We start from the raw sequence: 25030 nt of genomic DNA, 5'->3' as shown, positions 1-25030 counted from the left end.
TCGTTCGCCTCAATGTTTTCAATAATTTGCCTATACGCTCCATTTGTCAAGTTATTCAAAAAAATTTTCAAATTCAAAAAAGGCGATTATATAGCACAATTATGCGCGACGACGCTGTCCGCCAATATAGGCGTATATCCCTTGATAGCGCATTTTTTTAATACTTTTTCGGTTTATTCTTTTATAGCCAACCTGATACTTTTGCCGCTGATAAATATTGCCTTTGTCGTCTTGTTTGCCGTTTGCTTGATAGCACTTATTATTCCTTTTTTGGCTTTTTTGATAGCGCCCGTGGGATGGCTGCTGGCTTTAATAAACGCCATAACGCGCTTTTTAAGCGCGTTGCCTTACGCCGAAGTTATTGTTTTTTCCTTGGGCGGCTTGGCGGTCGTTTATTTTATATGCATTTTTATCTTGGGCGGATATATCAATATATCCAAAAAACCCAAAGCGATTGTTTCGCTTATCTTGTCGGTCTTTTTTGTTGTTTTAGTAACCGCCGCTAACTTGCCGTCCGTTTACGAGCAAGATTTTTATAAGGCTTACGGCAGCGCGATAGGCGAGGTCGGGCTTGTAGTGGAAGACAATTCAAAATATATTATCGGCGAGATCAATAAGTATAACTATTCCAAAGTAAAAAAAGAGTTAATCGGTCAAAAGATACGGAAGATAGATTGCTTGGTAATAACCTCAATGCCTTACGACCGCCAAGCCTTAATTGATTTTAGCAAGGATTTTTCGATCGCCAAAATTGCGCTTGTTACGGACGATTGGACGCTGTGCGACGAGATAAAAGTAAAAACCCAAAAAGATGTTATTCAAATTTTTGATAATATCAATTACAAAATCCAAGCCCTTGAAATCTATTCATATAACTATGACAACATAAGATTAGGCTCGCATGTTGTGGTAGGCGGCAAAAAGTTTTTGTATCCTTTGAATTTTAATGAAGACAAGCTTGAGATTTTAAACACTCTTAGCGGCGGCTGCGATGTCTTGGTTTGCAATAAGTATGTGGAAAATATTGATTATATGCTATATTTGATTTACGACTGCGATAATATTAACCCGAACATAATTAATCTTAGCAAAACCAATAATTATACCTTTTTACTTTAGAAAAACGCCGTTTTATGCTAAAATTGTTACATAACTAAAAAAACCAAAAACTAATGATTAAAATACCAATAATTTCAGACATAAAAGACAGCGCGCTTAACTTAAAGGAAAAAATCAGAAAGTTTAGGCTAATTACAGGGCTTGTCATTTTGGCGCTGTCAGTCTTAATGGTTTTGATTGAATTATTGGTTTTGAAAGACTCTTTGTTAAATCAGACTGAACAGAGCCAAAAATTAATAATTTTCGCCGCGGTTTGCTTGGCGCTAAGGCTTACCGCTATTATTTACGCTTTTTGTTTCTTACTCTTAAGCGCCCGCGTAAAAAACAAAGCGCTAAAACACAGCCTTTACGGAATACTCATTTTGCTAAAAATTATTAATCTTTTGACAATATTTGGCTGGGGCTCGGTAAATAATATAATAAGGGGCTTGCTAGGCTTAATTCCCATAACAATATCTTGTTATGTATTAATAGCGAGCATTGCTTTTGGGAAGATGACAGATTATCTAAAAAAATATCTTGACGAGTTAAAAAACCAAATAATAACGAATAAGGGCAATAACGCCAATGAAATATAACGCATTATCAACGCACCTGCAAACCAAACAATACGCCCCGTGCTATTTAATACAGGGCGAAGACAAATGGCTGGTCAACTCGGCCATTGATATGTTATGCAAAATCGTATCCAATCCGGCGTTAAATTGCAACATTTTTCAAGAAAACGCGCACGAAGACAATATAATAAACGCCCTCAAAGTTTTGCCTTGGGATTCGAATTATAGGGTCGTGGTAGTAATGGATTTTTCAACTTCTAGACCCGTTGTCAATTCTAGCGGCAAAAATACGGGCAAACCTATCTTGGAATACCTAAAAGACCCCAATCCGAGTTCTATTTTGGCAATGGTATCGGACGAGAGCGAGTTTTTTTCCAAGCTAAGGGCTTATGCCCAAATAATAGATTGTTCCAGGCTTGAAAACTTTGAGCTTGCCCAATATATCAAAAACCGTTGCCAAGACAATATAGAAAAAGCGGCCATAGACACTTTGATAGCTTATTGCTCGGGCGATATGGGCAGAATAAACACAGAGTTGGACAAAATCCTGTCATATAAAGAAGACGAGCCTATAACCGAGCAAGATGTAATTGATCTTGCCATACAAGATGACGACTATAAGATTTACGAGCTTACCAATTGTTTGGCCGAAAAAAATCCCGACCAAGCCTTTAAAATTTGGAACAGCTTGTCTAACAGCGCGGATAATGTTTATCTTATAAACTCAGTGTATTCTTATTTTAGAAAATTGTTATATGCCGCCATCAACAAAAACCAGCCCGAACTATATAAAAAACTTAATGTCAAGCAATACGCCTTTAAATATTTGGAAGAAAACTCAAAAAAATTCGGCGCCAAAAAACTAAAAAAAATTTGCGATATGCTTCAATTAATGGATTATCATATAAAAAGCGGAAAAATAGACAAGCAAGCGGCAGGCGATAAAGTTATTCTTAGTATAATCAATATTTAGGAGAGATATGGAACTTACAAAAAAAATCAATAATTTGATTGATAAAATACCCGTAACCGTCGGCATAATTATGCTGGCGGCAAGCGTCTCTTTTGCTTCGTTATACAGCTCCCAAGAAACCACCATGCTGGTCTTTATGATGTCTTGGGGACAAAGCGGCATGGCCAGCGAGACTTTGGGCTGGTGGTTTTATATTATGGGCGGGCTGATAAATTTCGGGCTTTTTGAGCTTTTGATGCGCGTAATCGTATATTTTATCAGATGGCAGCTGCCTATGCTGGATAGAAATACTACCTACCATTATGCGAGGGTAATTTTTTCAATCAATTATTTGATATTGGGATTGTTCCATTTGGCGTATTTTTTCTTTCCGCTCTTGCAAGTATGGGGCGCGTTGTTTGATTTTTTGGTAAGCTCTTTGTTCTTGTATCTTGCTTATCATCTGATATCGCGAAAAACGCTTCCTAACTTTTTATGGGCAAGAGCGTTAAGGGCTACGGCTATGATTTTCTTTATCTATCACGGCGTTAATATTTTCTTGGGATTGTTTATGTCATTTGGAGGCGTATTATGAAAAAGATTGCGGCGTGCTTTTTGGTTTTGTTAATATGTTTGTCTTTTTCTATTGCGCCCAAAGACGCAAGCGCCCAGCCGCAATATGTTCCCCTAATTAGCGGGGCGGAAGAGTTTTTGGAAGAATTTTTGGAAGATTGCTATGACCGGACAAGTTTTTCCCAAGCCGAAAAAGACGCTGCGGACTGGATAGCCCAAAAATTTGAGGCTTTTGGCTTAACGACAGAAATCCAAGTTTTTGACGCCGAATACAACGGCAAAAAAATGTCGTCCCAAAATGTCATAGGGACGCTTGATTTTGGGCGCGCAAAACAAGTCATTATATGCGCCCATTACGATAATATTTACGGCTCAAACGACATAGAAGGTTTTGGCGCCGAGGGCGCGTATAACAATGCCACGGGCGTGGCCGTAATGCTGAGTCTGGCCAAGCATTTTAGCGCGCTAAAACAACAAGACCAAAATTTTGATTTGGATTTTAATATAATCTTTTTGGCTTTGGGCGCCGAAGAAGTGGGGTTGCACGGGTCGTATTATTATGTAAATCAAATGCTGCCCAAACAAATCAGCAATACTTTACTGGCGATAGACCTTGATTGCGTGGGCGGCGGGGATTATTTGTATCTATATTGCGACGAATTAAAAACTGTTCACGAGCGATTTATAAAGCAAATTGCCGATAAAAATAATCTGCCTTTGAGGTTGCCGCCCGCAAACAAAAAGACATTGCCCGTTTCAACGCCTTTTACCCCATATATCCATTATGGCCTTAACAGCGCCAACTTGTATTTTTTGTCCGCGGGCGTTAACAGCGCGCTCTTTTTCTCGCGCAATTGGCACACTAACAACAAAATAGGCATGGTAGAATCCGAAAAACATCCCGCCATAATCTATACCAAAGACGACAATCTCAAAACTTTAAAAACCCTATACGGCGACACCTTTTTGCAAAAAATGAACGCCGCCGCCGATATAATTTTTTATAGTTTGACCGATCCGGAATTTGTCCAAACAATGCAAAAAAGCGCGGCTCAAAGACCGAATTATTATTGGCTTATCAACGGCAACCTTGTGGCGTATATAAAACTAGGGCTTATCGTTTTGATGGGTATTATAGTATTTTTCCTGATAAGGAATTTTACCGCCCGTTATCCCGTGCCCGTAATAACCATAAAACCGACGCCTCCCCCCACGGTTTTTGGCGAGGAATATGAAAAAAACGCCCCTGACCCAAAAGACAAAAAACCGCCACAAAACCCATTTGAGGGTTATTAAAAAAACTAACAAAGCTTAAGCTTTTTGGTTGTTTTTGTTTAATTTTGGCGTCGTTGCTTTTGCAAAAAAAATACAAAAATGTCAGATTTTGTTAAAATTGCAATAAGATAAAAAAATTGTAAGAGTTTTTAGCTTTTTTATTGTTTTATCTATTGTAAATTATATTATATACGAGTATAATAATTATTAACAAACTTCCGATTTTTTATAAAAAACTATTTGACTTATGGAGAACATTTTGATTTGAAAGTACAATTTGATTTATTGACTTATTTTTACGGTTACATAGCAAAATTAATAGAAACGCAACTGGATTCTATAGAGCTTAACAAAGCCGCATCCAAAATCATTGAAGGCAATTTTCAAAATTATGACAGGGTTTTAGAACTGTCTTTTAAGATGAATAAAAACATCTTGGATATTATGAACTCAAGAAAATCATTGTCTATTTTTACTAATGTTTACAAACAATATGCTAACTAACAATTAAAAAACGGCGGCAATAAATGAACTTTTTTGAAAAAACGGCGGATGCGTTAAAGAGCTTTACTGGTTGGGATGCTGTAGAAATTATAGCTTTTGCTTTGATTTTCTATGGTATTTTCGCGTTTTTAAAAAACGCCAACGCCTTAAGGGCCTTAAAATATGTCGCTATTTTTATCGCCGTTTTGTTATTTGTCTTGTATTTTAGCAATAAGATGCCGGCTTTATATGCGGTGGCTAAAATATTAACTTGGGCGGGAGCGGTGGTGTTTTTTCTGGCGTTTTTGCCCGAAACCAGAAGAAGCTTAATAAAATTAATAAGCGCGAAAAAGACCGTAAGCCACTTTACGGTGGATTCCGAAATTTCGGACGAGGAGCTGTATAACGGAATTAATGAGATTATAAAGTCCAGCCAATCCATGTCCAAGAGCAATACCGGCGCTTTGATAGTGCTAGTCGCCAACGCTGTGCCTTCCCATATTATTGAAAGCGGCGTAAAACTCAACGCGATAATAAGCGCGGCGCTTTTGGACAGCATATTTAACATAAAATCGCCGCTTCATGACGGGGCGGTCATAATCAAGGGCAATACATTGGTCGCCGCGGGATGTTTTTTGCCGCTTTCGCAAGACACTAATCTACCCAAAGAACTAGGCACAAGGCACAGGGCCGCGATAGGCATAACCGAAAATTACGATGTTTTGGCCATTATCGTCTCCGAGGAAACGGGCGTCATATCAGTCGCACAAGACGGCGAGCTTACCAGATATTATGATTCCAGCATGCTTAACCAAAAATTGACCGAGTTTTACGGGCTGAGCGTGCCCCAAACAGAATCTAAAAAACGCAGGAGAAAGTAATGACTGACCAAAAAAAGAAAAAAGAAAATAAATTCTTTTTGGTTTTGAAATATATTTTTGTGTATAATATAGAGTATAAAATTTCCGCGCTTATTTGCGGATTTTTGCTTTGGCTTTTTTTGAGTATTAGTTTATAAGTGTTGCATAATATTAATACAGAGGATGACCAAATGAATACACAAAATGTTATTGTTCCAAAACCAATCTTAATACCCAAAAAAGATATTGATTATAACAAATGGTCGGTTATCGCGTGCGATGTTTTCACTTCCCAAATAAAATATTGGGAAGACTTAAAAGAATACATAGGTTCGGCCCCCAGCGCGCTAAAGTTAATACTGCCCGAGGCCTATCTCAACGACAATATCGCCGACAGGATAAGCGCGATTAGCGCCGAAATGAAAAAATATATTGACGACAATATCTTTGAAGTCGTTGATTCGGGAATGATTCTGGCGGAACGCTCCACCAAATATTCAAAAAGGCGTTTGGGGCTTGTGGTATGCGTTGACCTTGAGCAATACAGCTTTAATATCGCGGATTGTTCGGCTATAAGGGCTTCGGAGCAGACAATCATAGAGCGCATTCCGCCCAGGGTGAAAATCAGAGAAAAAGCGCTTTTGGAATTGCCCCATATAATGCTTTTGATGAGCGACCCGAATTTTTTTGTGATAGAGGAAGCGTATAAAAGCCAAGACAAAGAGCTTTTATATGATTTTGAGTTGAACATGGGCGGGGGACATTTAAAAGGATATAAAATAAACAACCCCCAAAAAGTCCTAAAAGCCTTTGAAAAAATCTCTTCTCCGGAGGCCGTCAAAAAAACTTGCAAGTCGTCTACCGGCTTTGTTTTGGCCGTGGGAGACGGCAACCACTCTTTGGCGGCGGCCAAGGTCAATTGGAATAATGTCAAGCGCGCGTTGCCGCCCGAGCGCCATCAAGACCATCCCGCAAGATACGCGCTTGTGGAGATTGTCAATATTTACGACGAGGGGATTGTATTTCATCCTATACACCGCGTGGTCAAAAATGTGGACATTAGGAAAGTCGTGTCCAGGCTAAGGGCCGAATTCGCTATGGAAAAGGGCAAGACCCAAATTATATTTAACACAAGGGAATCAGTTTCCATACCCATTCCCGACGATCCTTTGGACGCCATAGAATCCGTCCAAAAATTCTTGGACGACTTGAAGCTTGAGGATGAAAACCTTGAGCTTGATTATATCCATGGCGAAGACAATCTAAGGGAGATTGTGTCGTCTTCCCATGACAGCATAGGAATAATTTTGCCCGCTATACCCAAAGACAAATTCTTTGAAGAGTTGTCAATAAGAAAAGTATTGCCAAAAAAGAGTTTTTCTTTGGGCGAGGCCGAGGAAAAACGCTATTACTTGGAAGCCAAATTCATAAAATAATCAAAGATAATAAAATATTAATAAAAAAACCAAAAAGCTAATATAAAAATATTAGCTTTTTTTATATGTTTTATGATATTATGTTTTTTATAAATTAAAAGCCAAAAAATTTATTTGCTTTGGCATATATATTTTGGAGACCATAAATGATAGTATGTAAATTTGGCGGAACTTCAATGTCTGATGCCGTAAGCATCAAACAGGTAGTCAACATTATCCAATCAAACCCAAAACGCAAAGTGGTTGTCGTAAGCGCGCCGGGAAAACTGCAAAACCAAGACAAGATTACCGATATCTTGATCCAATGCTTCAAAAGAGTCAAAGCGGGCGGTTCGTGCAAGCAATTATTCCAAAAGATAGAACAGCGTTTTGAAAACATTGCGGAAGGCTTGCAAGTAGATATTGACTTAAAAAAAGAGCTTGAAGAAATTTTGCAAAAAATTGAGGCGGGCGCAAGCTATGATTATACGGCCTCAAGGGGCGAGTATTTGATGGCTTTGATACTGTCCAAGTATTTGGGCTATGAGTTTGTGGACGCCAAAGACATAATCAAATTTGACAGCCAAAACATATTTGACTTGGAATTGACCAATACGCATTCAAAAAGCGCTTTGGAGGGCTTGACCGTCAAGGAAATGGTAGTGCCGGGCTTTTACGGCAGCAACCCAAAAGGAGAAATTTGCACATTTTCGCGCGGCGGCTCGGATATTACGGGCGCTATCTTGGCAAGGGCCCTTAAGGCCGAATTATACGAGAATTGGACGGATGTCAACGGGTTTATGATGTGCGACCCCAAGATTGTGAAAAACCCCAAAAGCATCCATAGCCTGACTTACAAAGAGTTAAGGGAGTTGTCGTATATGGGCGCGGGCGTGCTGCATCCCGAGGCGATTTTTCCGGTAAGCCGCGCGGGCATTCCTATTAATATAAGAAACACTTTTGAGCCCGACAACCCCGGCACGATGATTGTGCCGTCCAAGGATTATCGCCGCAACAGCCGGATTATTACGGGCATAGCGGGCAAAAAGAACTTTACCGTCATAAATATAGAAAAGTCCATGATGAACAGCGAGCTTGGGTTCGCAAGAAGGGCGCTGTCCGTATTGGAAGAGCACCAAATATCCATAGAGCACATGCCGACGGGCATAGACACTTTGGGGCTTGTAATAGAAAGCTGCAACCTAGAAGGCAAGCTGGACAGCGTTTTGGCAAACCTTCAAGCCATACTTAGCCCCGACCATATAGAAGTTTTGGACGACTTAAGTCTTATCGCGACGGTTGGGCATGGAATGAGCCAGCGAAAAGGCACGGCGGCAAGGTTGTTCAGCGCGTTATACGAGGCCGATATTAATGTGCGTTTGATTGACCAAGGCAGCAGCGAGCTTAATATAATAATAGGCGTGGACAATAAGGACTTTGAAAAATCCATAGAAGCGATTTACTACGCGTTTGTGGATTAAGTTTTTTTAAAAAAACCCCTAACTAAACTCTCCTTGTAAGGAGAGTTTTTTTTAAAGGTATTGACAATTTAAGTTTTATAAGGTAGTATTAAATTAAAGAAAGCTTGGGAGTTTTTTGATGATAAAATACAAAACAATGAGCGACAATATCTATAACTCTATGGCAGTTTTGTTCGCCGCGTTAGCTTTCTTTTTCTTGGCGTTTTATCAAATCTATCTCTTACTTAACAAAGGCATAACAGGCGTTAATGTGCCGTATGACTTTTTTATCGCTTTTGAGGTTATATTCATATCTTTTGGGGCTTTCTTTTCTTTAAAGCAACTTGTCAGAAACAGACACATAGAAACGGTGACAGCCGCCATAGCGTTAGGCGCGTCATTGCTTAATTTTTTGGTTTTAAATTTCGCGATTAATTATTTGATATAGCGATTAAAAAACGCCTCTTTAAAATAAGAGGCGTTATTTTTATTCTTCTTCTTTTTCAGCTTCTTCTTTTTCAGCCTTCTTGGCTTTTTTGGTTTCTTCAGCCTTTTTAGTCTTTTTAGCCTTGACTTCTTTTTCGGCTTCCTTTTGGGCGCGCAATTTTTCGCGCGCTTCCTTAGCTTCTTGTCTTGCTTTTTCTTCAGCCGCCTTCTTTTCGGCTATGCGCGTTTTATGGTCTATTGCCGTAGGTATGACCAATTTGCCGGTCTTAAGGTCGTTAAGCGTCTTCGCCAAAGCCGCTTTTTTGTTGGCGGCGTTATTTTTATGGATTACGCCTTTTGAAACGGCTTTGTCTATTATAGAAAAAGTATCGGGCAGCAAAGCCTCGGCGCCTGCCGCGTCATTAGACATAATAGCCGCGTTAAATTTCTTAATAGCTGTTTTTATTCTTGATTTTACCATTCTATTTCTTAGATTTTTCTTTTCGGCGATTTTGACTCGTTTTTTGGCTGATTTTGTGTTAGGCACAATAAAATCTCCTTATCTTGAAAATACCTGTAACATTTTAGCACACTTAAGATTTTTAGGCAAGGATTATAATATATTTTTTTGTCCAAACTAATAGTTATGAACGCGCGAACGGATATGGCTTATGAGGCGGTCTTGCAAAACATAAAAGACCAAGACATAAAAATCAAAGAATCCATTAAAGACGGCATAAGGCGCTACGATGTGAGCATTCTAAACGACCAAGGCTCAAAAAAGTTTAACAAGCCCGTAGGCCGATATATAACCATAGAAGCCGATGATTTTTACCAAAAAGACTTGGACTTTATGCACAAAATCGCCTCAATGGTTGCCAAAGCCATAGACGAATGCCTAGGCGCCGCCAATCCCAAAACGGTCTTGGCCGTGGGACTTGGCAACAAACATATGACGGCCGATTCTTTAGGGCCGATGACGGTAGATAAATTAATCATCAATAGGCATATACAATCCGAGCATAATATCAATATAGGGGGCGTCCTGCTGTGCGCGCTGTCGCCAGGCGTTTTGGGCATAACGGGCATAGAAACTTACGATATCATAAAAGGCGTGGCCGAAAAAGTCAATCCCGATATTATTATAACCATTGACGCCCTTGCCTCCAAAAGCACGCATAGGCTAAGCTCGGCCTTTCAGGTTACCAATACAGGCATCGTGCCGGGCGAGGGAGTGGGCAACCACCGTTTTATGCTAAGCGAGCAAACTTTGGGCATGCCCGTAATCTCAATAGGCGTGCCTTTGGTCGTGTATGCTTCCACTTTGTCGCTTGATATAATAGAGCAATGCTTTGCCAAAACCCCCGAGCTTGCGCCCGACAAAGCCCAAGAGGCCAAACTTGTCTCAAATATTTTGACAAGCGCTTTGGGCGAGCTTGTGGTTACCCCTAAAGACATTGACGCCATAGTCCAAAAATGCGCCTATGTTTTGGCCCTGGCTATCAACCAGGCGATACACAAGGATTTGGCTTTTAAGGATATAATAGGGCTTATGAGCTAAGATTTTTTATGGCAATATTTTGGGTATATTATTGATTGGACAGTCTAAAATAATAGAAAAAATGGAAAGCAATTCTTTAACCAGCATAAAGGCTGAATTATCCGAATTGCTTTCCATTAATATTTTATATGAAATAATCTAAATAAAATCAACGCCTAAACGAAAAAATCTTTTCTTAAATTTAAATATAAAGCCGTTAGGGGAAAACGGCTTTTAAAAAATCTCGCAAGAGTTAATCAGCGCTACTCATTACCATATTTATAAACTGCGCGGCCGTTCGGGGCGAGCGCGCGGCCTTTGCGATCGCCCACGCTTCAGCGTCTTTTAATAGTTTTTCGTTAACTTCAATATTATGCCTTTTGGCAAGTTGCGAGACAAATTCCAAGTATTCGTCTTTGTTGAGATTATAAAACAAAACAGTAAGCCCGAAGCGGTCGGACAAAGCCAAAGCGTCTTCCAAGCCTTCGCTTTTGTGCACTTCGTCCTCGCGGTCTTTGAAGCTTTGTTTGACTAGATGCCGCCTGTTTGATGTGGCGTATATCAGTGTATTGGTCTTTGGGTTTAAAAAACTTCCTTCCAAAGCGGCTTTTAAGGGATAATAGGCCTGGGGGTTATTTTTATCTACCACCAAATCATCCAAAAATATTATAAAACGGTGCGGCAAATCTTGAAGCAGGTTGATAAGATAAGTAATATTTTTAATATTGACCAAAGGCAACTCCACAAGTTTTATCCGCCCTCTAAACATATCAAAAATCCCGCAAACCGTGGATGATTTGCCCGAGCCCCTGTCGCCAGCCAGTAAGACATTATTGGCGGGCTTGCCTTCAATAAAGGCTTTTGTGTTGTTGATAATTTCTTGCTTTTGGGAATGATAGCCTATAAGCGACTTCAGTTTGATTTGCGGAGGATTGGGTATGGGCGCAAGATTTTTTTCTTCAAACACAAAAGCGTCGTATCGGGCGTATATCCCAAAGCCTTTTCCCCCAATGTCTTTTGCCAAAGCGTCGTAATCAAAACTCTTTTGGTTTTTTGAGCCCCATACAAAAGCGCCGTTTCCAAAAAGCGTATGCGAAGTTTGCTTTGCTAAAAACTCTAGGATTTTAAGTTCTTTCTTGGCTTGTTCTTTAACTTGGCGCGGCAAATCAATTTTTTTGGCTATGCTTTTTGCCCATATGTTGTCGTTATATCTTACAAGATTATAAATATATCCGCTCCAATCGTCCGCATATCCGCTTTCCAAAAGATTGTGATAAAACAACGCCTCGGCCGATAGCGTGTCTTGACTTTGTTCGCGCGCTTTCAAAGCGCCTATAAGACTTGCTATTACGGGGTCTTGCTTGACGGTAAAAAACAAAGCCAAACTTTCCAGTTGTTCAATCAGATTGTTATTCATTTTATCCTCTTTAGAAATTTTACGCTAATTATTGCCATAATGCAATTATAAACCGATAAGATTTTTTTAAAAACTCTTTAATTTGGGATATTAATGTTTTATAAATTTTAATATTTATGTTATAATATTTTTCGCTTTTTTTAAAAAAAATTTTACCCAGCTTCGCTTTTAAAACTTGTTCTTTTACTTGTGTTAAGTCTTTGGTTATGATAATATATGTAGGTGATTTGCTGACTGGAGGTTATTATGAATAAGTTAATACAAGAGATAGAAAGAGAAAACATGAGGACGGACCTTCCCTCGTTTAATGTGGGCGATACAATCAAAGTGTTTTTTAAGGTTATAGAAGGCGCTAAGGAAAGGTTGCAGGCTTTTGAGGGAATCGTGATCTCGCGCCGCGGCGGCGGGCTAAGGGAAAGCTTTACTGTCAGAAAAATATCTTTTGGCGTGGGCGTTGAAAGGACTTTTCCCTTGCATTCGCCCAAGATTGACTCCATAAAAATCGTAAGAAGAGGCAAAGTCAGAAGAGCCAAACTTTATTACTTAAGGGCATTGACAGGCAAGGCCGCGAAAATCAAAGAAGCCAAAAGGTAATCGCGATTGGTCAAATATACACTTGGCGGTATTTTTAACCGCCTATTTTTTTGTTGTTTTTTATCAAAAAACCTTGTCAAAATATTGTTTAATCATTAAAATGCTTGTATAATCTTATTGTATATTTTTACGCGATTTGGGGGGGATTATACCGTGCTGGCAAAAGTCAAAAGCTTTTCGTTAAGCGGAATTCAAGGATATCCTGTTGATGTTGAAGTGGACATTAACAACGGATTGCCCAGCTTTGAAACGGTAGGTCTTGCCCAAACCGCTGTAAAAGAATCGCGCGAAAGAGTAAGGTCGGGCATAAAAAACAGCGGCTTTTTGTTTCCGGCGTCCAAAATCACTGTCAATCTGGCGCCCGCCGACATCAAAAAAATGGCGCCTATTTTTGATTTGCCCGTGTCGTTGGGCATCCTGACGGCGACCGGACAGATGTCTTATCAATTATTGGACGGATATGTCTTTTTGGGCGAGCTGTCGTTGGACGGCAAAGTAAGGCGCATCAACGGCATCTTGCCTATATTGGTAAGCGCAATCGGTCTAGGGTTCAAAAAATTTTTCGTCCCCAAAGACAATGAAGCTGAAACTGTTTGGTTAAAGGACGCCGAAATTATATTGATAGATACTTTGGCGCAAGCCGTTAAAGTTTTGCAAGGGCAAGAGCAGCCCCAGAAAGTTATCCCCAAAGACATAAAAGATATTATCAAGAATAACGCCTCGTGTTCGGACTTTAGTTATATAAAAGGCCAAAATCAAGCAAAGCGCGCGCTTGAGATAGCGGCGGCTGGCGGGCATAATATGCTTATGATAGGGCCGCCCGGCGCGGGCAAGACTATGCTGGCAAGGGCCTTGCCTTCAATCTTGCCCGATATGACGCCCGAAGAAGCCCTTGAAACTTCCAAGATTCATTCAATAGCGGGAACGCTAGGCCAAGAGGGAATTATAACCTCAAGACCATTCCGCGCGCCCCACCATACCGCTACCACGGTATCGCTTACAGGCGGTGGTGCCTTTGCCCGTCCAGGCGAGATAAGCCTTGCACATAACGGCGTTTTGTTTTTGGACGAATTGCCCGAATATTCAAGGGCGACTTTGGAAACTTTAAGGCAGCCTTTGGAAGACGGGTTTATAGTCATCAACCGCGCCAATATGGTCGTGCAATACCCGGCAAGGTTTGTGCTAATCGCCAGCATGAATCCCTGTCCGTGCGGGCATTATGGTTCGGAACAAGGGCAATGCCAATGCACGCCCGCCCAAATCCAAAAATACCTCAGCCGCCTTTCAGGGCCTTTGCTTGATAGGATAGATATGCATATAGCGGTTGACAGCGTCAAGTATGACGAACTGACCGATGAATCCGCTCAAGACGACTCAAAAGAAATAAAAGCGCGCGTCAATCAGGCCCGCGAACAACAATACCAAAGGCTAAAAAACAAAGGCGTATTTTGCAACGCCCAAATGCCCGCGCAGCTTATCAAAACCTTTTGCGTATTAACGCCCGCGGCTAAAGAGCTTTTGAAATTATCTTTTGAAAAGCTAAAACTCTCCGCCAGGGCTTACAGCCGTATTTTGAAAGTCGCGCGAACAATAGCCGATCTTGACCAGAGCGACATCATAGACCAAAAACAAATCGCCGAAGCGGTAAGCTACAGGACGCTGGACAGAAAGCTTTGGTCTTGATTTTGGAGCATATATATGAAAGGTTTAAAAGATTTTGACGAAAAGCTGTTATATTTTTGGCTCTCGGCAAGCGACGCTCCGCCCGCCAAAGCCAATCAACTGATTAAACACTTTGACGGGATATATAATTTTTATGACAGGTTTTTGGGCGGCGATAGCGAGATCAAGCGATATCTAGGCGCGGGTTACCAAAAAATGCTATCGGCTTTGGATTATGATTCTTTGCAAGAAAAGCTACGCAAAATTCAAAACGACGGGATAAGCGTCCTAACGCCTGCTGACAGGCAATACCCTCAAGGCTTTTTGCAATTAAATGACGCGCCTTTTATGTTATATTATAAAGGGCGGCTTGAGCTTCTTAACACAAAATGTTTTACTATAGTAGGGACAAGAACGCCAAGCCTTTACGGCAAGAAAATGACCAAGATTTTTGCTCAAGAACTATCCGCCAACGGGCTTACGATAGTAAGCGGTTTGGCCACGGGAATAGATTCTTTTGCGCACAGGTTTACGCTTGATATAGGCGGCGACACCATAGCCATATTGGGAAACGGACACAACCAAATTTATCCCGCCGCAAATTACGAATTATATAAAGAAATAACCCAAAAAGGCTTGGCGATAAGCGAGTTTTTGCCCGACTTTAAAGGCACGGTATATTCTTACCCAAGGCGCAATCGTCTTTTGGCGGCGCTTTCTTTGGGCGTTTTGGTCGTGGAAGCGGGCGAAAAAAGCGGGACGATGTATACGGTGGAATACGCTTTGGAACAAGGGCGCGGCGTTTTTGCCTTGGCGGGCGCGGCCGACAACCTAAAAATAAGGGGCAACCTTAGATTGATAAGAAACTCTCAATGCGCGATGGTGTATAAGCCCGAACATATTTTGCAAGAGTTTAACATAAATTTTATCCCAAAAGAACAAGCCAAGACCCCTCGGCTGGACTTAATTGAGCGAAAAATACTTGACTTATTGGCAAACGGTGAATTAAACTATGATAAAATTTTAAGCAGTGTTAATTTGCCCGTTAACGAGCTTAACAGTTTGCTAAGCATAATGGAAATAAAAGGATTAATATCCAAAAACGGAACCTTATATTCTTTGGCATAAAGGAGAAAATGAGTGAAATTAGTCATAATTGAAGGGGAAGGCAAAAAAGAAACCATCGGCAAATACCTTAAAGGGCTGGATTCTTCTTATAATGTAATCGCCACCAAGGGACATGTAAGGGATTTGCCCGAATATACTTTGGCGGTTGATATTAATAACAACTTTGAGCCCAAATATACGATAATCCCCAAGCAAAAGGAAATAATAAAACATCTTAAAGAAAAGGCTCAAAAAGCCGAGGAGATATTGCTCGCCACAGACCCCGACCGCGAAGGCGAGGCTATTTCTTGGCATTTGACGCATATCTTGGATATCCCGCCCCATTCGCCTTGTAGGATAGTGTTTAATGAAATATCCAAAACCGCGGTCCAAAACGCGCTAAAAAATCCCCGACCAATTGACCAAAACCTAGTCGACGCCCAGCAAGCGCGGCGTGTTTTGGATAGGCTTGTGGGATATAAACTTTCGCCCATTATCAGCAAAAAAATACGGAGCAAACTTTCAGCCGGACGCGTCCAATCGGTCGCCTTAAAATTGGTAGTGGACAGGGAGCGCGAAATCAGGGCCTTTGTGCCCAAAGAATATTGGCATCTAAAAGCGCTTTTGGAAAAAGACGGCGTTTTGTTTTGGGCTAAGCTTGCTTCGTTCAAAGACAAAAAGATTGAAATAAACAACAAGTCCGAGATGGACCAAGTCTTAACCAACTTAGAAGGCGCGCGGTATATTGTTACCAAGGTAAAAAAAGGCGTTACCAAAGTAAACGCGCCCGCGCCTTATACCACTAGCACAATGCAACAAGACGCCCTGAACAAGCTTGGCATATCCTTAAAAGTGGCATCGGCTTGCGCCCAAAGCTTGTATGAAGGCGTGGAACTGGGTTCGGAAGGCAAGGTCGCGCTTGTGACATATATAAGAACGGATTCAACCCGTATATCCCCCGAGGCGCGGGAAATGGCCCAAGATTATATAAAAACGCATTTTGGCGAGGAGTATTATCCCGAAACGCCCAATATATACAAATCCAAAAAGGGCGCCCAAGACGCCCACGAGGCTATAAGGCCTATTTCTTTGAAACGCACGCCCGAGTCCGTCAAGCCCTATCTTAACAAAAATCTTTATAGGCTATATAAACTTATTTATGAGAGGTTTTTGGCAAGCCAAATGGCCCAAGCCCTATACGACACCGTAAACGCCGACATTACAGCCAATGACTATCGTTTTACGGCAAGCGGCAGAATTTTGAGGTTTAAGGGCTTTTTGGCGGCGTATTCGGCGGACGAGGACCAAACCAAAGCCAAGCCCGACCAAAACGACGACGAGGGCGAGGACGATGTTGATAGAATTTTGCCGCCGCTTAACGAGGGCGACATAACCAACCTAAAAGATCTAAAGCCCGAGCAAAAGTTTACCAAGCCGCCCGCAAGATACACCGAGGCGTCTTTGGTAAAGGCGATGGAAGAAAAGGGCATAGGCAGGCCCGCCACATACACGCCCACGATTTTGATATTGTTTGCCCGCGAATACGCCGAAAAAGACGGCAGATACATAAAACCGACCGAACTGGGCGAACAGGTTACCGATATGCTGGTAAGGTATTTTCCCGATATTATGAGCGTGGATTTTACCGCCAAGATGGAAACCAAGCTGGACGAGATAGAAGAAGGCGGCAAGGTTTGGCAGCAAGTAATCCATGATTTTTATTTCGGCGGCTTTGAAGAAAAGGTAAAGGCCGCCCTTAACGACGGCTTTACCTTAAAAGTTCCCGACGAAGAAAGCGATGTAATATGCGAAAATTGCGGCATTAATATGGTTATAAGGCAGGGCAAATACGGCAAATTTTTGGCCTGCCCCAATTTCCCTAAATGCCGCAACACCAAAAATTTGGACGGCTCGGATGTTAACCAAGCAAACTCGTCCGGCATAAAATGCGAAAAGTGCGGCGGCGAAATGGTGGTCAAGATGAGCAAATACGGCAAATTTTTGGGCTGTTCCAATTATCCCGATTGCCGCAATATAAAATCTTTGGAAGACGAGAACGCCGATTATGGAAAATGCCCGAAATGCTCAAAACCCCTAGTCAAAAGACGCTCCCGCCGCGGCGAGTTTTTTGGATGCAGCGGCTATCCCGAATGCAACTTTATATCAGCCGATAAGGTAATGGAACAAAAATGCCCGCAATGCGGGTCATATATGACGCTGAAGCGTTATAAAAGCGGCGATGTAATAAAATGCGCGTCCAAAGAGTGCGGCTATTCCATGCCTTATCAATCTGACGGGCAAGAACGACAACAAAACGAATAGAAAAAGGCATAAAAAAATTGAAAAAACAAAACAAAATTTTAGTAATAGGCGGCGGACTTGCGGGATGTGAGTCCGCTTATCAGTTGGTTAAGCGGGGTATTGAAGTGGATCTTGTTGATATCAAGCCCCGCAAGTTTACCCCCGCGCACAAAAACCCTAATTTTGCCGAGCTTGTATGCAGCAACTCGTTAAAGTCAAAGAGTTTGGACACGGCCTCGGGTTTGTTAAAAGCCGAGCTTGAGATGCTTGATTCGCTTATAATCAAAACTGCTTATAAGCACGCGGTTGACGCGGGGAAAGCTTTGGCGGTGGACAGGGACAAGTTCTCCCAAGAAGTTACCGATATCATCCGCACGAATAAAAACATCAATATAATTTGCCAAGAACAAAAAGACATAGACGCAGATATCCCTACCATTATAGCGACCGGGCCTTTGACCACGGTCGATTTGGCAAACAGCCTAAAAAAGTTAATATCCCAAGATTATTTATATTTTTTTGACGCGGCTTCGCCCATTGTCACGGCCGAAAGCATTGATTACAGCGCGGCGTTTTGGGGCAGCAGGTATCAAAAAGGCGGGGACGATTACCTCAATTGTCCCATGACCAAGCAAGAATACGAGCGTTTTTATAACGAGTTAATCAACGCGAAAACCGCGCAGCTTAAAAGTTTTGAGGGCAAGGAAATTTTTGAAGGATGCATGCCCATAGAAGTAATGGCAAAGCGCGGCATAGACACTTTGAGGTTTGGACCGCTAAGGCCCGTCGGGTTAAAAGACGCTTCAGGCGCGCGGCCTTACGCTGTTGTTCAATTAAGGGCGGAAAACCGCGAAAAGACCCTTTTTAACCTTGTCGGATTTCAAACCAATTTAACATTTCCGGAACAAAAAAGGGTTTTTTCTTTGATACCCGCCTTAAAAAACGCCCAATTTGTTAGATACGGCGTAATGCACCGCAATACATTTATCAACGCGCCCAATTGCATTAACGGGTTTTTCCAGCTAAAAAAGTATCCTAATATTTTTATAGCGGGACAGCTAAGCGGCGTGGAAGGCTATGTAGAAAGCGTGTGCTCTGGTCTTATCGCGGGGATCAATATGTATAAATATATAAAAGGCGCTTCCTTGATAAGCCCGCCCCAAGAGACCATGACGGGCGCGCTAATAAATTATATAACCGCCCCCAATGACAATTTCCAGCCAATGAACGCAAATTTCGGAATTTTGCCGCCGTTAAAAGAGCGGGTCAAGGACAAGCGCGCTAGATATAATGAATACTCCAAAAGGGCGCTAGAAAAAATGCGGCAATTTTGTCAATACTGCGACATTAATGACAACATACCTTAAGTTATTGATTTAAAATATAATTATGTTAAAATAAAAAGATAAAACTAATTAATCATTTCCCAAAAAATTTCCAAAAATAAAGAGGTAGATTATGGAAGCGATAAAAGGCACAACAATAGTCGCCGTCCGAAAAGACGGGCGCACCGCGATAGCGGGCGACGGTCAAGTAACCAGCGGACAAAGCGTAATTTTAAAAAACAACGCCGTTAAAGTGAGAAGGTTATATAACGATAAAGTAGTGGTAGGTTTTTCGGGCTCGGTCGCCGACGCTTTTACATTGTCGGACAGGTTTGAAGAGATGCTGCAAAAATACAGCGGCAATCTTATGCGAAGCTCGGTGGAGCTTGCCAAACTTTGGAGAGGCGACAAGCTGCTTAGAAGACTTGAAGCGATGATGATTGTCGCGGACGCGGATAACTTGCTTATTATAAGCGGAATGGGCGATGTGATTGACCCCGAGGACGGCGTTTGCGCCATAGGTTCGGGAGGCAATTACGCTTTGGCCGCCGCAAGAGCGCTGGTCAAAAACACGGACCTTAACGCCAAAGAAATCGCGCTTAAGGCGCTGGAGATTGCCGGCGATATTTGCGTGTTTACCAACAGAAACATAACCGTGGAGGAAGTCTAAAATTATGAATATGTCACCCAAAGAAATAGTGGCCGAATTAGATAGATACATTATAGGCCAGCATAAAGCAAAGCGCGCGGTAGCGATAGCTTTAAGGAATAGATATAGACGAAGCCAGCTAAGCGACGAACAAAGAGACGAAGTCACGCCAAAAAATATCATAATGAAAGGCCCTACGGGCGTGGGCAAGACCGAGATAGCGCGCCGCCTTGCCAAATTAGTCAAAGCGCCTTTTGTCAAGGTTGAGGCCACCAAATTCACCGAAGTTGGATATGTCGGACGCGATGTGGAATCAATGATAAGAGACTTGGCCGAGGTCGCAGTAAGGCTTGTTAAGGAAGAGAAATTTAAAGAAGTGGAAAAAAAGGCCAAAGACATAGCCGAAAGAAAAGTCGCCGAGGCCATCTACAACGAGCGAAAAAAGCAAAATTCGGACGAACCCGTCCTAAAAGACCAAATCTTAGCCGATGTTAAAGCTGGCAAACTCAACAAAACAATAGTGGAAATAGCCGTGCTTGACAAACCCAAAACTATGGAGATTTTGCCCGGAATGGGCGCGGCTATTGATCTTAGCGAATTAATGGGCGGCCTTATGCACAAGCGCCGCAAAAACCGCAAGCTCGCGGTCGAAGACGCCATAAAGATAATCATTGAGGAAGAAAGCGAGGCCATGATAGATATGGAATCTATAAATGCCGAAGCCATAAGGCGCGCCGAGCAAGAGGGCATAATCTTTATTGATGAAATAGACAAAATAGCCGGCAACGGCAACACAAGCGGGCCTGATGTTTCAAGGGAAGGCGTCCAAAGGGATATTTTGCCCATAGTGGAAGGCTCCACGGTCAACACCAAATACGGCGCGATCCGCACCGATTATATCCTGTTTATAGCTTCGGGCGCGTTCCATATAAGCAAAATAGAAGATTTGATCCCCGAGCTTCAGGGCAGGTTTCCAATAAGAGTGGAAATGGATAACTTGGGCAAAAAAGAATTTATTGATATTTTGACCAAGCCCGATAACGCCATTACCAAACAATACGCCGATCTTTTGAGAGTGGATAATATCAATCTAAAATTTATGCCCGACGCCATTGAAGAAATCGCCGAGATAGCGGCGCTGGAAAACGAAACCAGCGAAAACATCGGCGCTAGAAGATTGCATACTATCATGGAATATCTATTGGAAGACATTTCTTTTAACGCGAGCGGCGTTCATCCTATGATTGATGTCGTTATAGACAGAAAATATGTCCGCGAGCACCTAAAGAGCGCTATTAAAAGACACGATCTAAAAAAATATATAATATAATTAAGGTTTAACCATAAAGGCCGTTTTTTTAAAAAAAACGGCTTTATTTTATTAGCAAAAAATATATTAAGGAGCGCGTTATGGCTTATTCTGATTATGCGCGTATTTGCAAAATTTTGGGCGACGAGACCAGAATCAAGATATTTGATATGCTAAAAAAAGGCAAACTAACCGCCCGCAAAGTTTTGGAAAAATTTAATATAACCCAGCCGACTTTGAGTTATCATATGAAGATGCTGACCGAAAGCGGACTGGTAAACGCCCAAAAAGACGGCAGATGGACATATTATTCTATTAGCCAAGCGGCCTTAAAAGATTTTTTGGATTTTTTAAAGACCTTTTTTAATAACGCGCGTTAACTAGCTAGGCGCCAATATTTTTTAACATTAATTTTTGTTTGTTTTGGTTTTTTATTGATTTTATAACTATATTGGGTTAAAATAAATTGTAATGTTTTTAGGAGAAAAATTCTTATGAAAATGATATTGGATTGGAAAACGGCTCAAGATTTTGTGACGGACGCTTTTGTCGCTGTGGGCGTGCCAAGGCCCGACGCCGAGATTTGTACTGATGTCTTATTGGAAGCCGACAGGCGCGGGATAGAATCCCACGGCGTTAACAGGTTTAAGCCTATTTACATAGACAGGATTTTGGATAAAATCCAAAACCCCGTAACCAATTTTGAAGTCGTCCGCCAAACGCCCACAACGGCCGTAGTGGACGGTCATGACGGAATGGGGCAGGTAATAGCCTACAAGTCAATGGAACTTGCCATAAAAAAAGCCAAAGAATACGGCATGGGAATGGTCGCGGTCAGAAACTCCACTCATTACGGCATAGCGGGCTATTATTCTTCCATGGCGATAAAACATGACATGATAGGCATAACGGGCACCAACGCCCGCCCGTCAATCGCGCCAACCTTTGGCGTGGAAAATATGCTGGGCACCAATCCGCTTACGATAGGTTTGCCCACGGACGAAGAATTTCCTTTTAACCTTGACTGCGCCACCTCCATAACCCAAAGGGGCAAAATTGAGCATTTCGCGAGAATGGGGCAGCCCACGCCCGAAGGCATGGTAATAGGCAGGGACGGCAAGCCCAAGACGGACTCCGAGCAGATTTTAAAAGACTTGGTAAGCGGCGAGGCGGCGTTAGCGCCTTTGGGAGGCATAGGCGAAGAACTTGCCGGATACAAAGGCTATGGCTACGCTACCGTTGTGGAGATATTATCGGCGGCGCTTGCCCAAGGCAATTATCTCAAGATGCTTACAGGACTTGACCAAGACGGCAAAAAAGTTCCTTTCCATCTAGGGCATTTCTTTATCGCCATTGATACCGAGGCGTTTATGGGCGCACAAACATTCAAAAAAATCGCGGGCAATATCTTAAGGGAGTTAAGGGCTTCCAAGCGCGCTCCCGGCCAAGAGCGCATATATACCGCGGGCGAGAAAGAATACCTCGTCTGGCAAGAGCGCAAAAACAGCGGCGTGCCCATTAACCATTCCGTCCAAAAAGAATTAAGCGAGGTAAGGGATTTGCTAAACCTTAAGCAATATAAATTCCCTTGGGAATAAAAAAATAAAAATGACAGGGCTTTTTAACAAAGCCCTGTTTTTTTATAAACGGCGAAGTTGATATTGGAGATGTATTGCTGGTCAAAACGCATTTAATAAAGCCTGTTTTTTGTTACGGCTATTTGGTTTTTGAATATTTTTGCATAAAATAGTAAATTTTAGTAAAAGAGAATACAAAATTTTAAGGAGTATAAAAAATGTTTAGACCTTTTGAACAAAAACCCAAGCCCATTGACGATCTTTTTATGGACTGGAAGACCGTCTATCCCAACCCTTACGACAAAAAATCGGTTGACCCTTACACCAAAGTCCGAATAATTTTGATGAACGGCATAGAAGTGGAAGCGGCTATATTTTCGCATCAATTCCAGCGCCATTGCGCCGACAACGACTTGCGCCGCGAGCTCGCGATGACAAGGTGGATTGAGCAACAGCAACAAAAACATATCAATTGGCTCAAGCCCATTAACGAAGGCGCTCTAGAGACCACGATAGGTTACGAGCATGTGGCTGTGGATTTGACGGCTTGGCTTGCCCAAAACGAGCCCGACCAAAATGTGAAAAACGCGCTGAATTTTGCGCTGCTTGAGGACTTTGACCACCTATACAGATACGCCAATCTTATGAGCCTAGACAGCGACACGCCCGCCGAAAACCTTGTCAAAAGCTATGTGGATATTACGCCCGGCAGACCTACCATAGCCGAACACCGCTATCCTATGGATTCGCCCAAATACCATGTTGACTTCAAAAAAGCCGACATCAGGACCAAACTAAACACCTTGATAATAACCGCAGCCGAACAGCAAACAATGAACTTTTATATGAACATAGGCAATAATTATTATACCGATTTGGGCAGGCAATTGTATCAAGAAATAGCCATGATAGAAGAACAGCATGTGACGCATTACGGGTCTTTGATAGACCCCAATTGCACATGGCTGGAAAGCCTGTTGCTGCACGAGTATATGGAATGCTATTTATATTACTCATTCTATATGGACGAGCTTGACCCCAATGTCAAGTCCGTTTGGGAATTGCACCTAGAGCAAGAAATCGCCCATTTGCACAAAGCGGCCGAGCTTTTGAAAAAATACGAAAAAAAGGATTGGCGCCAATTCGTGCCCGAGACTTTTCCCAAGCTGCTGCAGTTTCATGACACGCGCGAATATGTGCGCAGCGTCTTAGCCAACCAAATAGAACTTACAACCCAAAAGGAAAAATATGTTTCAGTCCAAGAATTGTCCCGCGACAGCAAGTTTTTCTTTTATCAAAATAAAATCAATAACGATATCAAACGCGTGCCAAGCCATGTGGTTATCCAAAAACATATAGACCAAAGGCAAACCGATTACCGCGCGGAAGCCAAACAAAACCCCGTGCCCCAGCTACAAGACCGCGCAAAAGACAATGTGTCCATAGCAAGAACAATCAACGGTCAAGCATACGACTTTGTGCCCGAGATGGACAAAATTGACCCCTCGTATACCGCGACATAAAGAATTTTTTTCATAAAAGCCACTCCAAAAAACAGTTATTTTACACAAAAAGGCAGAACATAACGAACTGTCTTTTTGTTTTTTATTAATCTTGGCATAAACGGATATTTATGTTACAATTATAATCAATAAAGCTATGAGGAGTTTTTTATGGTCATTGTAAAAAGCGCTGCCGAGCTTGAGAATATTAGGGAAGACTTGGCGAATATTTTTGTGGCTAATAATGAGAACAAATTCGGATTTTTATACAATGAAAAAACCAAAGAAGCCAAAATACAACAAATCAAACAAGCGCTGATAAACGCTTTTTCGCATATGTTTGAATTGGATTGCTTTTATGTCGCGCTTGAAGGCGACCAGCCAATAGGCATGCTGGGCATTAGCAGCAACCAAAAACGCGCTATGAATCTTCAATTACAAGAACTCAAAAAATTCTTGAAGGGCAAAGCCAAAGCCTGCTACCAAAGGTTTAAACACATCAGTTTTCCTATCAGCCATTATCCCGACGATACAGCGTTTTTGGAACCTATTGAGATTTTGGATGAATTCAAAGGCCAAGACGCCGAGGAAGAGTTGGTTAATAATGTCGTTTCTTTGACGCCTTTTAAAGTTTATATTGCCGAAGTTTTTGACTTTCAAGAGGAATTGATGAAAATCTATAAAAAATGCGGTTTTGTGGAGATAGAAAGGCATTTAATAAAAGACGATAAAAAATCCTATTATAGTATTTTGCTAAGAAAGATAAAAAAATAAAAACAAGACGATAAATATTTTTTCTAAAGGGCGAAATCTAAAAAACCGCCCTTTTTTTATTAAATAGTCATATTTTTTTTGCTTTGCATTTTTTTTCAAAAAGTTGAATAATTAATAATTTACTCCAAATGTTCCATTGACAATACAATCTGT

General features: G+C 41.7%; 23 protein-coding genes and 1 pseudogene. 22 read left to right on the top strand and 2 right to left on the bottom strand.

Annotated features, from left to right (window positions below; all coding sequences use genetic code 11):
• From GX756_02655 to GX756_02610, 10 genes are all read left to right on the top strand, one after another.
• A partial coding sequence (locus GX756_02655; protein ID NLC16758.1) for a ComEC/Rec2 family competence protein occupies positions 1–1119 on the top strand: 1119 nt, incomplete at its 5' end.
• Positions 1120–1172: 53 nt separating this feature from the next.
• A complete protein-coding gene (locus tag GX756_02650; protein NLC16757.1) occupies positions 1173–1697 on the top strand; it encodes a hypothetical protein in 525 nt (174 codons plus the stop codon).
• A complete protein-coding gene (gene holA, locus GX756_02645; protein NLC16756.1) occupies positions 1687–2649 on the top strand; it encodes a DNA polymerase III subunit delta in 963 nt (320 codons plus the stop codon). Before GX756_02650 ends, holA begins: the two co-directional genes overlap by 11 nt.
• A gap of 7 nt (positions 2650–2656) precedes the next feature.
• A complete protein-coding gene (locus tag GX756_02640; protein NLC16755.1) occupies positions 2657–3223 on the top strand; it encodes a hypothetical protein in 567 nt (188 codons plus the stop codon).
• Positions 3220–4497 (top strand): Zn-dependent exopeptidase M28, encoded by a 1278-nt coding sequence (locus GX756_02635; GenBank protein NLC16754.1) that lies wholly within the window; start codon positions 3220–3222, stop codon positions 4495–4497. Before GX756_02640 ends, GX756_02635 begins: the two co-directional genes overlap by 4 nt.
• A 243-nt stretch (positions 4498–4740) precedes the next feature.
• Positions 4741–4980: a hypothetical protein gene (locus GX756_02630; protein NLC16753.1), complete on the top strand. Its 240-nt coding sequence runs from the start codon at positions 4741–4743 to the stop codon at positions 4978–4980.
• Positions 4981–5003: 23 nt separating this feature from the next.
• On the top strand, positions 5004–5840 hold the full coding sequence (locus GX756_02625) for a TIGR00159 family protein (protein NLC16752.1): 837 nt from the start codon (positions 5004–5006) through the stop codon (positions 5838–5840).
• A 170-nt stretch (positions 5841–6010) separates the two neighbouring features.
• Positions 6011–7255: a DUF1015 domain-containing protein gene (locus GX756_02620; protein NLC16751.1), complete on the top strand. Its 1245-nt coding sequence runs from the start codon at positions 6011–6013 to the stop codon at positions 7253–7255.
• Between the two features lie 146 nt (positions 7256–7401).
• Entirely contained in the window at positions 7402–8715 is a 1314-nt protein-coding gene (locus GX756_02615) for an aspartate kinase (protein ID NLC16750.1), read from the top strand.
• Between the two features lie 118 nt (positions 8716–8833).
• Positions 8834–9142 carry a hypothetical protein gene (locus GX756_02610; protein NLC16749.1) on the top strand — a complete coding sequence of 103 codons (309 nt, stop codon included), beginning with the start codon at positions 8834–8836 and terminating at the stop codon, positions 9140–9142.
• Positions 9143–9181: 39 nt separating this feature from the next.
• Here GX756_02610 and GX756_02605 read toward each other — a convergent pair whose 3' ends face one another.
• A complete protein-coding gene (locus GX756_02605) occupies positions 9182–9667 on the bottom strand; it encodes a 30S ribosomal protein S20 (GenBank protein ID NLC16748.1) in 486 nt (161 codons plus the stop codon).
• Between the two features lie 81 nt (positions 9668–9748).
• On the opposite strand from GX756_02605, the gene GX756_02600 reads away from it, so the two are divergent.
• Positions 9749–10681, top strand: coding sequence for a GPR endopeptidase (locus tag GX756_02600; protein ID NLC16747.1), 933 nt, complete (start codon positions 9749–9751; stop codon positions 10679–10681).
• Positions 10682–10913: 232 nt separating this feature from the next.
• On the opposite strand, the gene GX756_02595 is transcribed toward GX756_02600, so the two are convergent.
• The gene (locus GX756_02595) at positions 10914–12077 is read right to left on the bottom strand and encodes a DUF815 domain-containing protein (protein ID NLC16746.1); all 1164 of its coding nucleotides are present in this window, start codon (positions 12075–12077) and stop codon (positions 10914–10916) included.
• A 246-nt stretch (positions 12078–12323) separates the two neighbouring features.
• Between GX756_02595 and rplS the strand changes: the two genes are divergently transcribed.
• From rplS to GX756_02540, 11 genes and pseudogenes are all read left to right on the top strand, one after another.
• Positions 12324–12671, top strand: coding sequence for a 50S ribosomal protein L19 (gene rplS, locus GX756_02590; protein ID NLC16745.1), 348 nt, complete (start codon positions 12324–12326; stop codon positions 12669–12671).
• Between the two features lie 153 nt (positions 12672–12824).
• Entirely contained in the window at positions 12825–14354 is a 1530-nt protein-coding gene (locus GX756_02585) for a YifB family Mg chelatase-like AAA ATPase (GenBank protein ID NLC16744.1), read from the top strand.
• 15 nt (positions 14355–14369) lie between these two features.
• On the top strand, positions 14370–15461 hold the full coding sequence (gene dprA / locus GX756_02580) for a DNA-protecting protein DprA (protein NLC16743.1): 1092 nt from the start codon (positions 14370–14372) through the stop codon (positions 15459–15461).
• A gap of 12 nt (positions 15462–15473) precedes the next feature.
• Positions 15474–17762, top strand: coding sequence for a type I DNA topoisomerase (gene topA / locus GX756_02575; protein NLC16742.1), 2289 nt, complete (start codon positions 15474–15476; stop codon positions 17760–17762).
• A gap of 17 nt (positions 17763–17779) precedes the next feature.
• Entirely contained in the window at positions 17780–19108 is a 1329-nt protein-coding gene (locus tag GX756_02570) for a methylenetetrahydrofolate--tRNA-(uracil(54)-C(5))-methyltransferase (FADH(2)-oxidizing) TrmFO (protein ID NLC16741.1), read from the top strand.
• Positions 19109–19199: 91 nt separating this feature from the next.
• Positions 19200–19736: an ATP-dependent protease subunit HslV gene (gene hslV / locus GX756_02565; GenBank protein NLC16740.1), complete on the top strand. Its 537-nt coding sequence runs from the start codon at positions 19200–19202 to the stop codon at positions 19734–19736.
• A gap of 4 nt (positions 19737–19740) precedes the next feature.
• Positions 19741–21045, top strand: coding sequence for an ATP-dependent protease ATPase subunit HslU (gene hslU, locus GX756_02560; protein ID NLC16739.1), 1305 nt, complete (start codon positions 19741–19743; stop codon positions 21043–21045).
• An 80-nt stretch (positions 21046–21125) separates the two neighbouring features.
• Positions 21126–21404, top strand: coding sequence for a winged helix-turn-helix transcriptional regulator (locus GX756_02555; GenBank protein NLC16738.1), 279 nt, complete (start codon positions 21126–21128; stop codon positions 21402–21404).
• 114 nt (positions 21405–21518) lie between these two features.
• The gene (locus GX756_02550) at positions 21519–22622 is read left to right on the top strand and encodes an Ldh family oxidoreductase (GenBank protein NLC16737.1); all 1104 of its coding nucleotides are present in this window, start codon (positions 21519–21521) and stop codon (positions 22620–22622) included.
• A gap of 197 nt (positions 22623–22819) precedes the next feature.
• Positions 22820–24055: pseudogene (locus GX756_02545) on the top strand (hypothetical protein).
• Between the two features lie 219 nt (positions 24056–24274).
• On the top strand, positions 24275–24877 hold the full coding sequence (locus tag GX756_02540) for a hypothetical protein (protein ID NLC16736.1): 603 nt from the start codon (positions 24275–24277) through the stop codon (positions 24875–24877).
• The last annotated feature ends 153 nt before the right edge of the window (positions 24878–25030 follow it).

The organism is Clostridiales bacterium, assembly GCA_012512255.1.
Lineage (GTDB): Bacteria > Bacillota > Clostridia > Christensenellales > DUVY01 > DUVY01.
This window is presented reverse-complemented; position numbering and strand designations above follow the sequence as displayed.

Bases quoted from the DNA above. Each gene is read 5' to 3' on its own strand.
- GX756_02650 (NLC16757.1), top strand. From the start codon at position 1,173: ATGATTAAAATACCAATAATTTCAGACATAAAAGACAGCGCGCTTAAC.
- holA (NLC16756.1), top strand. From the start codon at position 1,687: ATGAAATATAACGCATTATCAACGCACCTGCAAACCAAACAATACGCC.
- GX756_02640 (NLC16755.1), top strand. From the start codon at position 2,657: ATGGAACTTACAAAAAAAATCAATAATTTGATTGATAAAATACCCGTA.
- GX756_02635 (NLC16754.1), top strand. From the start codon at position 3,220: ATGAAAAAGATTGCGGCGTGCTTTTTGGTTTTGTTAATATGTTTGTCT.
- GX756_02625 (NLC16752.1), top strand. From the start codon at position 5,004: ATGAACTTTTTTGAAAAAACGGCGGATGCGTTAAAGAGCTTTACTGGT.
- GX756_02620 (NLC16751.1), top strand. From the start codon at position 6,011: ATGAATACACAAAATGTTATTGTTCCAAAACCAATCTTAATACCCAAA.
- GX756_02615 (NLC16750.1), top strand. From the start codon at position 7,402: ATGATAGTATGTAAATTTGGCGGAACTTCAATGTCTGATGCCGTAAGC.
- GX756_02610 (NLC16749.1), top strand. From the start codon at position 8,834: ATGATAAAATACAAAACAATGAGCGACAATATCTATAACTCTATGGCA.
- GX756_02595 (NLC16746.1), bottom strand. From the start codon at position 12,077: ATGAATAACAATCTGATTGAACAACTGGAAAGTTTGGCTTTGTTTTTT.
- rplS (NLC16745.1), top strand. From the start codon at position 12,324: ATGAATAAGTTAATACAAGAGATAGAAAGAGAAAACATGAGGACGGAC.
- dprA (NLC16743.1), top strand. From the start codon at position 14,370: ATGAAAGGTTTAAAAGATTTTGACGAAAAGCTGTTATATTTTTGGCTC.
- hslV (NLC16740.1), top strand. From the start codon at position 19,200: ATGGAAGCGATAAAAGGCACAACAATAGTCGCCGTCCGAAAAGACGGG.
- hslU (NLC16739.1), top strand. From the start codon at position 19,741: ATGAATATGTCACCCAAAGAAATAGTGGCCGAATTAGATAGATACATT.
- GX756_02555 (NLC16738.1), top strand. From the start codon at position 21,126: ATGGCTTATTCTGATTATGCGCGTATTTGCAAAATTTTGGGCGACGAG.
- GX756_02550 (NLC16737.1), top strand. From the start codon at position 21,519: ATGAAAATGATATTGGATTGGAAAACGGCTCAAGATTTTGTGACGGAC.
- GX756_02540 (NLC16736.1), top strand. From the start codon at position 24,275: ATGGTCATTGTAAAAAGCGCTGCCGAGCTTGAGAATATTAGGGAAGAC.